An 11637-nucleotide genomic window follows, 5' to 3' on the forward strand; every position below is an offset into this window, starting at 1 on the left:
AATTTCTCTTTGGTATCTGTCAAAGAAAAATCTAGCTATTTTTTAAAAAGGCAAACCAGCTTTTTAAAGTTCAATCAACGAAAATAACCGATTTATTGGCACAATGGCCATTCCATCACTACTCTCTGTTCTATTTTTATCAGCGATGGAATAGGACCACTATTCCTCACTATTCAATCATTTAGTTCTGTCAGTGATGGAAAACAGCTTTTATTCCCACAATAAAAAAGACCACCAAAAGGCAGTCTACGTCTTTAAACCAGTCCAATCAGCCATCCACCGGCAGCACCTGTCAGCACAACCACCCAAGGGGGAAGCTTCCAATACACCAGCATACTGAACAGGACAGCGGCAAAGGCAAAGTCAATCGGCGCCAATATCGAGCTCGTCCAAATCGGATGGTAAAACGCTGAAATCAAAATACCGATCACAGCCGCATTCACACCCATCAAAGCTCCTTTGATTTTCGGGTTCCTGCGCAGGGAATCCCAAAACGGCAGGGTCCCATAGATTAACAGAAAGGCAGGCAGGAAAATGGCGGCCGTTGCTAATAGTCCGCCTTGCCATCCGCTCATCACTGCACCAAGATAAGCGGCAAATGTAAAGAGAGGACCTGGAACGGCCTGTGCTGCACCATAACCGGCGAGGAACGCTTCCTCACTCAGCCAGCCGGTCGGGACAAATTCGCGCTCAAGTAATGGCAGGACGACATGGCCGCCGCCGAATACCAATGAACCGGAACGATAAAAACTATCAAACATGGCAATCCAATTAAGTGCCGTAGCTTCTCTCAGGAGCGGCAGCAGGACCAGCAGACTGAAGAATAACACTAAACAAACGGTTGCAAAGGTTTTGGAAATCGGGACGCATATTTCCGCATCTTCAGACTCAGCATGATTTTTAAATAAAATAAAACCTGCGAGTGCTGCTATTAGAATAATGCCGACCTGTGTAACGGCGGTCTGCCATAGCAATGTCACCACCAAAGCGAGAAGGGCAAGCGCTTTTCTGGACAAGTCAGGTGTCAGCTTTTGGGACATCCCTAGTATGGCGTGTGCCACGACGGCGACGGCCACGATTTTCAAGCCGTGAATCCAGCCTGCATTTGATACATCAAGCTGATTCAAAAGCAAAGCAAATAGGATCAAAGCAATGACGGATGGGAGGGTGAACCCGATGAAGGATACAATCCCGCCGATTGCACCGGCCCGCATTGCACCGATCCCGATTCCGACCTGGCTGCTTGCGGGTCCGGGAAGGAACTGGCACAACGCCACCAAATCTGCGTAACTCTTCTCATCCATCCATTTTTTCCGGCGGATATACCCCGTATGAAAATAACCCAGGTGGGCTACAGGGCCTCCGAATGAGGTCAATCCCAGCCGGGTGGAGATCATGAGGATTTCTAAAAGGGCACCCAGCCTTGTTTGGTTCTTCATTTCATCACCTTCTTTTTAGTCTTTTATTTCCTTGAATAACTCATAGGCTTTCTTCCTGGCTTCCTCCAGGATCACCATGCCTTTTTCTGTAGTCGTATAATATTTCCTGATTTTGCCCTCGACCTTTTTATCTTCTTTGATCAAAAGGCCGTCTGACTCCATCGAATGCAGGATGGGGTAGAGGGTGCCGGAACTGATATTGTAGCCATGCTCCTTCAGCTCCTCGACCATCCAGGTCCCATATACAGGATGTTCTTTTGCATGATGTAAAATGTGGATATGGATAAAACCGAGAAATAACTTTCTCAACACTTTATCCTCCAAGAGAACCGCCTCCCAGGATGCTGATTTCGGAAATCAATATCGAAACCCGATATCGATATGTTATATTAAACCGAGTTCACTTTCAACAGACACCCAATACTATTTACAAACTCTTAACATTATATTTTTTCAAAAAAATAGAGTAAAGGAACTTCCATTTCAAAATATGTTAAAATGCTGATAGCACAAAACCTCGCAGGAAGGAGAAAATCATATGAACATCAAGCTGAATACGGCAAACATCACGGCAAAATGCGGAAGTGTCTCCTTCAAAAGAGGCGAGGAGTATTTTAAGAATAATGCAGTTGAGATAGAAGAACATACCCCCAATTACTGTAAGGCTGTTGTAAAAGGCCTTGAAGATTTTGAGGTGATCATAAGAAATGAGGGACAAGGAGAGCTGCAGACAGAGTGCTCCTGCCCGAAACTGGCATCCTTTTCGCTGGAGTGCCAGCATGTTGCCGCCGTTCTTCTTGCTTTGAAAGAAAGGCAGCAGGGCACTAGCGGGGATTTGGCAGAAGGCTTCCTGGACCTCTTTGATAAAAAACCAAGGAAATCAAGCGGCCAACAGCGGCATTTTGAAACAAGAACAGTCCTTGAAGTGGAATTCATCATCAAACCCGTTAACACACCTGAAGGGAAATCCCTTTTCGGTACGGAACTCATGCTGAACCGGAGAAAAGTGGCAGATGTCCGAACATTTTTAGGGAATGTAAAGGCGGGAAGAAGCGATACGATTGCTGATACGCTTACATATGATCCTGATTATCATTGTTTCACAAACGATACCGACAAAGTGATGAACCAGCTGATTAGTGTCTTACATGACGAGAAGATTTATCTGCGCATCCCACAGCAGCAGGACAGACACCTTTTGCTCATTCCCCCTGCCTCGTGGAAGCGGCTGCTCCCGTTATTGCTGAAGGCGCAAAACGTTCTGCTGGACGATGCCGGCCACCTTTTTAACGGGCTGGAGGAATCCAAAGACCCGCTTCCGCTTAAATTCACCTTTGATGATGCCGAGCAGGGCGGATACGTTCTGAAGGTGAAGGGCCTTCAATGGATGACGGTCTTTCTTCCTTATCAATCTGTTTTAAGTGAAGGCAGGCTTTATCAATTGCAGGCCGAAGACTGCGAAAGATTAACAGAAATCAAAAGTATGCTTGAACACTCAGGGAAAAATCAAATTCCAATTAAGCCCCAAAAAATACGCTACTTCCTTGGAAAAATCGCAGTGGATTTAAAACGAATGGGGAAGGTGGAGATTTCCGGCTCATTGAGGGAAAAGTACATGAAGACACCTTTATCAGCCAAACTCTATCTAGACAGGGTAAAAAACCGGCTGCTGGCCGGTATTGAATTCCAATACGACACTATCACCATCAACCCTTTGGAAGAGAAAGAGATCCCAACAGGCAATCTCCTGGTGAGGGATACACAAAAAGAAAAAGAAATTCTTGCGATCATGGAGGAGAGTGCCTTCGCCAAAACAGAAGGCGGCTATATCCTGCATAACGAAGAATTGGAATATGAGTTTCTTTATTACATGGTGCCGAAGCTTAAAAAGCTGGCGGGCATTTATGCCACTACTGCAGTGAGGAACAGAATTCACCGCGGTCCATCGCGTCCGCATATCCGTGTCAAAGTGAAGAGGGAACGGATGAACTGGCTTGAATTCAAATTTGAGATGGACGGCATTCCGGAAAGGGAAATTTATGAACTTCTGCAGGCACTGGAAGAAAAGCGAAAATTTTACCGCCTGCAAAGCGGGTCGCTTCTATCCCTTGAAACGAAAGAAGTCCAAGAGATTCAACGTTTTCTGAGGAATTCGCAAGCGGACCATATCGACTTTGCCAAAGGGATTTCCCTGCCGATGAATCAGTGCCTGGAAATGCTTGACCATGTCGAATCAAACGACGGTTTCAAAATCGAGAAGTCATTTCGCGAATTCATAGATGGACTGAAAAAGCCGGGAAGCTTGTCTTTTCCTGTTCCGGAAGACCTGTCTCCGATCCTCAGAGATTATCAGAAACAAGGCTACTATTGGATGAAGACACTCGCCCACTACGGATTTGGCGGCGTTTTGGCGGATGACATGGGGCTGGGCAAAACACTCCAGAGCATCACGTTCATTGAATCCATTCTGCCTGACATCCGGAAACACGGCCAGCCAGCTCTCGTTGTCTGTCCCTCATCACTATCCTATAACTGGCTTGCTGAATTCAAGAAGTTCGCACCCTCCATTCAGGCAGCTGTCATGGATGGAGGTAAGGTGAAAAGGCAGAAACTTCAGAAGGAAATCGAAGACCTGGATGTTCTCATCACAACTTACCCTTTGCTGAGGAGGGACATACAGTGGTATGAAAAACAAGCTTTTTCTGTAGTGTTTTTCGATGAGGCCCAATACTTCAAAAATCCTGTTACACAAACAGCCAGGGCAGTGAAGAAAATTCAAGCTGATAATCGGTTCGCATTGACGGGAACACCGATCGAAAATTCAATCGAAGAACTCTGGTCTATCTACCATGTGGTTTTTCCGCAGTTGTTCCTCGGTTTAAAAGACTACAGCCAGTTGACCAGGAAAACCATTGCGCGCAGGATCCAGCCTTTCATGCTCCGCAGGGTAAAAGAGGACGTCCTATCAGAGCTGCCGGCCAAGCTCGAAACCCGCGAGTCTGTCGAACTGCTTCCAGAACAGAAAAAACTGTATGCCGCTTACCTTTCCAAGCTGAAACATGATACGTTGAAACATCTGGATAAGGACACATTAAAGAAAAATAAAATCAAAATTCTTGCCGGCATCACCAGGTTGAGACAGATTTGCTGCCATCCCGGGCTCTTCGTGGATGGATACAAAGGAGAATCGGCAAAACTGCATCAGCTGATGGAGATCATTCGAGAGTCCAACCTATCCGGCAGAAGGGTTCTGATCTTTTCCCAGTTCACAAAAATGCTGGGCTTCATAGGGAGAGAATTAGCTGGAGAAGGACTTCCGTTTTTTTACCTTGATGGAGCAACCCCTTCTGAAGAACGAATTCAGTTATGCAGCCGGTTCAATGAGGGGGAGAGGGATATCTTCCTGATTTCTTTGAAAGCTGGAGGAACGGGGCTGAACCTGCATAGCGCCGATACCGTTGTGTTGTATGATACGTGGTGGAACCCCGCTGTGGAAGAACAGGCTGCCGACCGGGCACACCGGATGGGCCAGAAAAACACTGTACAGGTCATCAAGCTTGTCGCCAGCGGAACCATTGAAGAAAAAATGAATGAACTGCAGGAAAAGAAGAGACATTTAGTCGAGGAACTGATTGACTCGCAGGAGCGAAGGGGCACTACACTCACAGAAGAAGACATCAAAGAAATCCTGAATATATGAGGTTCATTCGCAAAACCATTGCTGCTTCATGCAAATATCAATGTGTCTGTCCTCATTTCTTGACATACTCCTGGTACAAAATAATCCGAACAATACTAAAATGGAACAAGCCTGGACGGATGCCCAGGCTTGTCTTGTTTGTTATATAAGTTTGATAAAAAAAGTAAGTGCTATTTTCAGCTGATTTTGTTCAGTATACTCTTCGTATGCTCGGTGTCAATCTCTTTCATCAACTGTTGCAGTTCTTCCTTCGTATTGCTGTCCAGCCCATTGTAGATCAGCAAAGCTTTCGTCTCATCAGAAGTAACGATCCTTCGATAAAGCTTCGAAATTTTTTTACTCCTGTGACTTTCCATTTAACCACCTCGTGAAAAAGATTGATTTAATTATAATACTGAATGAATTGTCTTATCAATACATAAGTATTAAAAATTTGTGAAAATGATTACTTCATCCATTAAATTGTAAAAAAATTTAAATAATTCAAAAATGAATATTCTTTGCTGTTAACCGGGCTCTTGGTCTCCGGCTCAATCCATTTAGATTAAAGTGTAATTTTACCACAATTATAAAATACTTCAAAACCAATTTCTTACCAATACGACTCAAAACTTTGTTGCTATTCACTATAAATTTCAATTAATATTCTGGTATTTAGCCGAAAAAGCCTTGTTAAGCAGGATATAGAGAGTAATAATTGGAATACAATTGAAAAACATATGGGAAAACAGCCATTTAAAAATTAAGATCTATGCCTAATAGGACAAAGGATGAAAAGTGAATGAATGAATTAATAGCTATGATGAAAACGGGGACTGCAAAACAGCAGTGTGCATGGAAAACAATTGACTCCCTGGGAATTTTAAAAGATATGATAGAGTACCATCCAACGGTATGCGGAACGATACCGATTGGAATAGATACCCATGAATCGGATATAGATATTATCATGGAAGTCAATGACTTTAAACAGTTTTGGATCAGGCTTGAAGAGCTTTACAGCCTCAAAAAGGATTTTACTCTCAAGGAGATCAGTATACGAGGAAACAGAGTAGTGAAAGCAAATTTTTATGGAAGTGGATTTTGATTTCGAATTATTTGGCCAGATGGTCCCTGTGCGGAAACAAAATGCATGGCTGCACATGATTATTGAGCATGAAATCCAGCAGAGATATCCGAATTTGAAAGAAGAAGTAATGGATCTTAAAAATGACGGCTTGAAAACAGAACCTGCGTTTTGCTAATTACTTGGGATAGAAGGAGACCCTTATGCTGCTCTCATAGATTTCGGGAGAAGAAACGGGTATGTGTCCTCTGGAAGATAGGACTATGGCGGGCCTGTCTTGTAAAATTGGACAGAAAGTTGCCGGTCACTGAAACTTTGCAGAAGTCATCAGGTTATAAAGACTGAGCAGGGTTCAGATTTCCTGCCTTTGGATTCTCGGAATCGTATTCAGAGGGTGATGGAATCCCGATGAAAAGCACTTTCGGGAAAGGAACCACCCTCTGCAGCAATTCATTCCTTATCAGGTGCAGGATCCTGATCTTCTGCAAATTCGTAGGCAAATCTTTGATTATTGAACGACTGCTTGGTATCCCTTAGGTCCTGGGAGTTATATTTTAGGATGTAGGAATGAACAAACACTTCTGCTCCTGTGAACAACAGCGCAGATATAATGCTTCCCCATGCCACTTGGAGATAGCTGTCAAACAGAATCCCTCCGAATATCCAAACAATTAAATAAGTCAGAAAGAAATCTGTGACCAGCGCGTTGCGGTTTCCTATCCGCGGCAAGAGAATTTGGTCTCCTCCAAAATAAGAAACAATCGTTAAAAGGAGGCTGAATGAAAAAATATGGGCAAGACTCGCTTCAAAATACAAATCCAGGCTGATATAAAACACAACCATGCCGGCAGCAAACTTTATCAATAATACGGTTAGATTTCTCACTAAAATGGCTCCTTTTTTTCTATAGTTTGTGCAAATTCAGGAAGCGCATACATCACTGCAGGAGCAGTCTTTAAACGGATAACTTTTGCACATGGACCTGCACAACAGGAAATCTTTTTCTTGAAAAAGTATTGACATTGAAGGTGGAGGCGCCATATAATACCGGAAAGCAAGAATTTTCGAACTAATCAATATTCCATATCAAGCATTGATGGGAACCCAGTAGTCCTTTTTCTCCCTGTCTTAGAGAGCTGATGGGTGTGCAAATCAGCCAAAGATAAAGGATGAATTACAATCCCGGAGCTTCTTTCTCGTAGTAAGGCGCTGCTTTATGAAGGGAAGGACGGTCAATCGATCGTTAACAATGTAAAGTGGTGAAGATGTTTCTTCACAACATGGGTGGTACCGCGATGATTCGTCCCTGCTGATTATACTATCAGTGGGGGCTTTTTTATTTGAGGGTACACTTTATGGAACAACTAAATATAAGGCAATGAAAGGATCACAGTAGTGCTTTATCTCCCTGTCCAGAGAACTGATGGCGGTGCAAATCAGTCATAGATAAGCATGAATTACAATCCCGGAGCTTCTTTTCCTTAATAAAGCGGACTGCTATAAGAAGGAAAAGACGGTCAATGGCCGTTATCAATTTAAAGTGGCGGACTATTTGTCCGCAATGAGGGTGGTACCGCGAGTCATTCGTCCCTGTCGTTTAATCGGCAGGGCTTTTTAATTACTCAAGGCTCTTTTTGTAACCTTTGTTGCTATTCAATTTAAATTTCAAATAATATCCTGGTAAATCGTCGAAAAACCCCTGTAAACAGGAAAGAAAAGAGCTTTATTCAAAAACAAATTGGAGGAATGAAAAATGAGTGTTACAAAAGCAGGAATCAAGGAATTGCGTCACAAAATCGATGATATCAACCTTCAGCTTCTGGAATTATTGAATGAACGGGCGGAGATCGTCAAAGAAATCGGCCGGAACAAAAAGGCAGGTGTCAACCGCTTCGATCCGGTAAGGGAGCGTGAATCACTGGATATGCTGCTTAAACATCACAATGGACCATTTGAATCCTCCACAATCGTTCATATCTTCAAAGAAATCTTTAAGGCGAGCCTTGAACTTCAGGAAGATGACCACCGTAAAGCACTGTTGGTTTCGCGTAAAGATCATCCTGAGGACACTGTCATCAATATTAATGGGACGGTGATCGGCAGTGGCGTTCAGAATTTCATCATGGGTCCTTGCGCAGTGGAAAGCTATGAACAAGTCAAAGCTGTGGCGAAAGCGATGAAAGACCAGGGACTGACCTTAATACGGGGAGGGGCATTCAAGCCGCGTACATCTCCTTATGATTTCCAGGGCCTTGGTCTGGAGGGCCTGAAAATTTTACGAAAGGCCGCAGACGAAGAAGGGCTTTCTGTGGTCAGTGAGATCCTCTCTCCAGAAGACGTGGAAAAAGCATTGGATTACGTAGATGTTATACAAATCGGAGCCAGGAACATGCAGAATTTTGAACTCCTAAAAGCTGCCGGAAGGGTCAATAAGCCGGTATTACTGAAACGTGGATTATCTGCTACGATAGAGGAATTCATTCATGCTGCTGAATACATCTATTCGGAAGGAAACAAAGCCATCATCCTTTGCGAACGGGGTATCCGGACATACGAAAAAGCAACACGGAACACCCTGGACATTTCCGCAGTACCCATTCTGAAAAAAGAAACACATTTACCAGTAGTGGTCGATGTGACACATTCAACAGGGAGAAAAGACTTGTTACTGCCGGCAGCAAAAGCTGCATTGGCAATTGGGGCGGATGCCGTCATGGCTGAAGTGCACCCGGACCCAGCGGTGGCACTCTCTGATTCCGCCCAGCAGATGAATATTGGGGAATTCAATGAATTCATGGAAAAGATGATCGAATTCAAAGGCAGGCTGGCATAAAAAAGTCCGGGGGTATGGCAGCTTCAAGCCTTCCCCGGATTATTGCTTCTTATTTAATCAGCTTATTTCGGTCTTCCATGCCGGGAGGCTGCTCAAGCCATCCGTTTTTCGCCATGATTTTTCCGCCGTCCTGGCCGTACGTAAGGATATCTTTTGCTTTTTCCACCAACGCAAGTGGCAGGTCGCTTCTTAAACTGAATGCAGTCCCGATGGCATTGCTTCCAAGTCCGAAGTTACAAAATAGGCTGGTACAATACATCATCAGCTTATCGGAAAACGGAGCAACCTTAGAGTTGGTTGCCTTTGCTCCCCATGTGGATGGCGGCTGGATGTCACTTTGAATCAATAACTGTGAGAAATCGCTGATTATTTTTTTTGATAACTCCTTGCCTTTCACAAAGTATTTCTTGACTTCAGGCTCATTGGCGGCCTGTGCAAAGCCGGTCATCAGCTGCATACCGAAAACATTTGTTTCAATTGCAAAATGTAAAAAAGAAACCTCCACTGTATTCAATGCCCTTTTCTCAGAAAATAAATTGAATCCGGACATGTAATTCGGGCTTTCAGCAAACTCCACTTTTGTCGGCATCGTAACAGACGGTGCACTTGGCAGAACATCTCTCTGCTGCAGGTAGTCTACACATTTATCATAGACGCTTTGTGTAAAGCCTGCCAGCTCCTTGTAAAAGAGGATGATATCTTTTCGATAAGACATGCTGAGGTGCAATGTGTGCAGTCCCATACTGATCGATTTGAGCAAACGGAGGAACATGATATCAAAATGATTATCGAATAGTTTGGGAACTCCTGTATACACATCTTCTTCAGTGAAACCAACTGGGATTACTGCTCCTTCGTCCTTTAAGATACCCTTAATCCGCTCTAAATAGCCTTTGACTTTTGTATGGGTGTCCTGAAGAATTACCTTTGCATCCTCATCATCTGCGGCTACTATGAGATATTCAAGTATTCTCAGTATCATCGTTTTCTGCTGGTAAGTCATCCATAGGGTTGCCAGTTCTGCAGAACTTATAGCTTTGCCCTGAGTCATTTGCATCCATCCTTTTTGTAATCGTGCATTTTATAGTGCTTCCCCTTTACATTTTGTCATTAAAGGCATATCTATACCTTTTAAAGAAAAAAGGGACTCGGGTAATTTTGAATTCGGAAGTTTGCTGAACTGGTGACCACTTTCTTACTGAAAAATGGTAAACTATACATATATCTTCTATTAAAGTCATTGTGGATAAAAGGAAGGGAAACTATGTCTATTGATACAGAAATTGAAATCGAGCAGAACATCACCCGGCTCCATTTGAATGGAAAAGAATTCATCTTGATCGGAACGGCCCATGTTTCAAAGAAAAGTGCAGAACAGGTGAAGGAAGTCATCGAAAGAGAACAGCCGGATGCTGTGTGTGTGGAATTGGATGAACCCCGTTATCAGTCGGTGATGGAGGGAAACAAGTGGAAGGAAATGGATATATTCAAGGTCATTAAGGAAGGGAAGGCATCATTGTTGTTAATGAACCTTACCATCTCATCATTCCAAAAAAGGATGGCCAAGCAGTTTGGCATAAATGCCGGCCAGGAAATGATCCAGGGAATCCAATCAGCAAAAGAAGCAGGCGCTGATCTTGTGCTGGCTGACCGGAATATTCAAATCACCTTTGCCCGGATTTGGAATCAGGTAGGATTCATTGGAAAAGCAAAGTTAATGATGCAGATCATTTACAGCATTTTCAGTAATGAAACCATCTCTGAAGAAGAACTGGAGCGGATAAAATCACAGGATATGCTTGATGCGATGCTGAATGATTTCACAGAGCATTTCCCGCGACTTAAGAAACCATTGATTGATGAACGTGATCAATACTTATCACAAAAAATAAAAGATGCGCCAGGAAAAAAAATAGTTGCGGTTTTAGGCGCGGCCCACGTACCAGGCATTAAAGAGGAGATTTACAAAGAGCACGACCTTGCCCGTTTGAATCAGCGTCCTCCAAAGTCAAAAGCGCCAAAGATCATTGGCTGGGCGATACCTGTACTGATCCTCGCTGTCATTGCTTATACGTTTATCAGCAATCCTACAGCCGGATGGCAGCAAACCATCAGCTGGGTACTCTGGAATGGGTCATTTTCTGCTTTAGGGGCAGCCATCGGCCTCGGCCACCCGCTGGCTATAGTTACAGCATTTGTGGCTGCACCGATTACATCCTTGAACCCGCTCCTTGCCGCCGGATGGTTTGCCGGATTTGTACAAGCATACTTCCGCAGGCCGAGTGTAAAAGACTTTGAAACCCTTCCGGAAGATGTTCTTAGTGTTAAAGGATTTTGGAACAACAAGGTAACCAGGGTGCTTTTGATTGTCGTTCTGGCCAATCTCGGAAGCACTGTCGGCACCTTGATTGGCGGGGCAGATGTAATAAGGTTATTTCTGGAAAACTTGTAGAGAGGGGTATGAAACCCTCTCTTGTTCTATATAAAGGGGCTTTTATGAAAGTCTCTTTTCGTAGACTTTGTTGCAATTCAATATAAATTTCAACTAATATCCTGGTAAATCGATGTAAAAATCCAGGGTAAGCAGGAAAGAAAAGAG

The 11637-nt window shown here is 43.7% G+C and carries 10 protein-coding genes and 2 other annotated features; of the genes, 5 read left to right on the top strand and 5 right to left on the bottom strand.

Translation table 11 applies throughout. The annotated features are described in order from the left end of the window. Positions 1 to 254: 254 nt before the first annotated feature. A complete protein-coding gene (gene chrA, locus D3H55_RS09325) occupies positions 255 to 1439 on the bottom strand; it encodes a chromate efflux transporter (RefSeq protein WP_119546640.1) in 1185 nt (394 codons plus the stop codon). A 15-nt stretch (positions 1440 to 1454) separates the two neighbouring features. After that, positions 1455 to 1763, bottom strand: coding sequence for a PadR family transcriptional regulator (locus tag D3H55_RS09330; RefSeq protein ID WP_119546641.1), 309 nt, complete (start codon positions 1761 to 1763; stop codon positions 1455 to 1457). Between the two features lie 214 nt (positions 1764 to 1977). On the opposite strand from D3H55_RS09330, the gene D3H55_RS09335 reads away from it, so the two are divergent. After that, the gene (locus tag D3H55_RS09335; RefSeq protein WP_119546642.1) at positions 1978 to 5139 is read left to right on the top strand and encodes a DEAD/DEAH box helicase; all 3162 of its coding nucleotides are present in this window, start codon (positions 1978 to 1980) and stop codon (positions 5137 to 5139) included. A gap of 176 nt (positions 5140 to 5315) precedes the next feature. On the opposite strand, the gene D3H55_RS09340 is transcribed toward D3H55_RS09335, so the two are convergent. Next, entirely contained in the window at positions 5316 to 5495 is a 180-nt protein-coding gene (locus D3H55_RS09340; protein WP_119546643.1) for a hypothetical protein, read from the bottom strand. Positions 5496 to 5920: 425 nt separating this feature from the next. On the opposite strand from D3H55_RS09340, the gene D3H55_RS25215 reads away from it, so the two are divergent. Then, complete coding sequence (locus D3H55_RS25215; protein WP_276310221.1) at positions 5921 to 6226, top strand: DUF4269 domain-containing protein; 306 nt, start codon at positions 5921 to 5923, stop codon at positions 6224 to 6226. After that, positions 6210 to 6383 (top strand): DUF4269 domain-containing protein, encoded by a 174-nt coding sequence (locus tag D3H55_RS25220; RefSeq protein WP_276310222.1) that lies wholly within the window; start codon positions 6210 to 6212, stop codon positions 6381 to 6383. Before D3H55_RS25215 ends, D3H55_RS25220 begins: the two co-directional genes overlap by 17 nt. A 272-nt stretch (positions 6384 to 6655) precedes the next feature. Here the strand turns inward: D3H55_RS25220 and D3H55_RS09350 are convergent, their stop codons facing one another. Continuing rightward, entirely contained in the window at positions 6656 to 7090 is a 435-nt protein-coding gene (locus tag D3H55_RS09350) for a YndM family protein (RefSeq protein WP_119546644.1), read from the bottom strand. 199 nt (positions 7091 to 7289) lie between these two features. Further along, positions 7290 to 7516: a binding site (T-box leader), on the top strand. Between the two features lie 58 nt (positions 7517 to 7574). Next, positions 7575 to 7800 (top strand) — a binding site (T-box leader). A gap of 158 nt (positions 7801 to 7958) precedes the next feature. Between D3H55_RS09350 and D3H55_RS09355 the strand changes: the two genes are divergently transcribed. Then, the gene (locus D3H55_RS09355; RefSeq protein WP_119546645.1) at positions 7959 to 9038 is read left to right on the top strand and encodes a bifunctional 3-deoxy-7-phosphoheptulonate synthase/chorismate mutase; all 1080 of its coding nucleotides are present in this window, start codon (positions 7959 to 7961) and stop codon (positions 9036 to 9038) included. 49 nt (positions 9039 to 9087) lie between these two features. Here D3H55_RS09355 and D3H55_RS09360 read toward each other — a convergent pair whose 3' ends face one another. Beyond that, positions 9088 to 10089, bottom strand: a complete 1002-nt coding sequence (locus D3H55_RS09360) for a DUF3231 family protein (RefSeq protein WP_119546646.1) — start codon at positions 10087 to 10089, stop codon at positions 9088 to 9090. 213 nt (positions 10090 to 10302) lie between these two features. Here D3H55_RS09360 and D3H55_RS09365 point away from each other — a divergent pair, with 213 nt between their 5' ends. After that, on the top strand, positions 10303 to 11490 hold the full coding sequence (locus D3H55_RS09365) for a TraB/GumN family protein (protein ID WP_119546647.1): 1188 nt from the start codon (positions 10303 to 10305) through the stop codon (positions 11488 to 11490). The last annotated feature ends 147 nt before the right edge of the window (positions 11491 to 11637 follow it).

Origin of the sequence: Bacillus salacetis, assembly GCF_003581585.1 — a bacterium.
In the GTDB taxonomy this organism is placed as follows: domain Bacteria; phylum Bacillota; class Bacilli; order Bacillales; family Bacillaceae_B; genus Rossellomorea; species Rossellomorea salacetis.

Excerpts from the sequence above, each read along its gene's own strand:
- chrA (WP_119546640.1), bottom strand. The coding sequence starts at position 1,439 with ATGAAGAACCAAACAAGGCTGGGTGCCCTTTTAGAAATCCTCATGATC.
- D3H55_RS09335 (WP_119546642.1), top strand. The coding sequence starts at position 1,978 with ATGAACATCAAGCTGAATACGGCAAACATCACGGCAAAATGCGGAAGT.
- D3H55_RS09340 (WP_119546643.1), bottom strand. The coding sequence starts at position 5,495 with ATGGAAAGTCACAGGAGTAAAAAAATTTCGAAGCTTTATCGAAGGATC.
- D3H55_RS25215 (WP_276310221.1), top strand. The coding sequence starts at position 5,921 with ATGAATGAATTAATAGCTATGATGAAAACGGGGACTGCAAAACAGCAG.
- D3H55_RS25220 (WP_276310222.1), top strand. The coding sequence starts at position 6,210 with ATGGAAGTGGATTTTGATTTCGAATTATTTGGCCAGATGGTCCCTGTG.
- D3H55_RS09355 (WP_119546645.1), top strand. The coding sequence starts at position 7,959 with ATGAGTGTTACAAAAGCAGGAATCAAGGAATTGCGTCACAAAATCGAT.
- D3H55_RS09360 (WP_119546646.1), bottom strand. The coding sequence starts at position 10,089 with ATGACTCAGGGCAAAGCTATAAGTTCTGCAGAACTGGCAACCCTATGG.
- D3H55_RS09365 (WP_119546647.1), top strand. The coding sequence starts at position 10,303 with ATGTCTATTGATACAGAAATTGAAATCGAGCAGAACATCACCCGGCTC.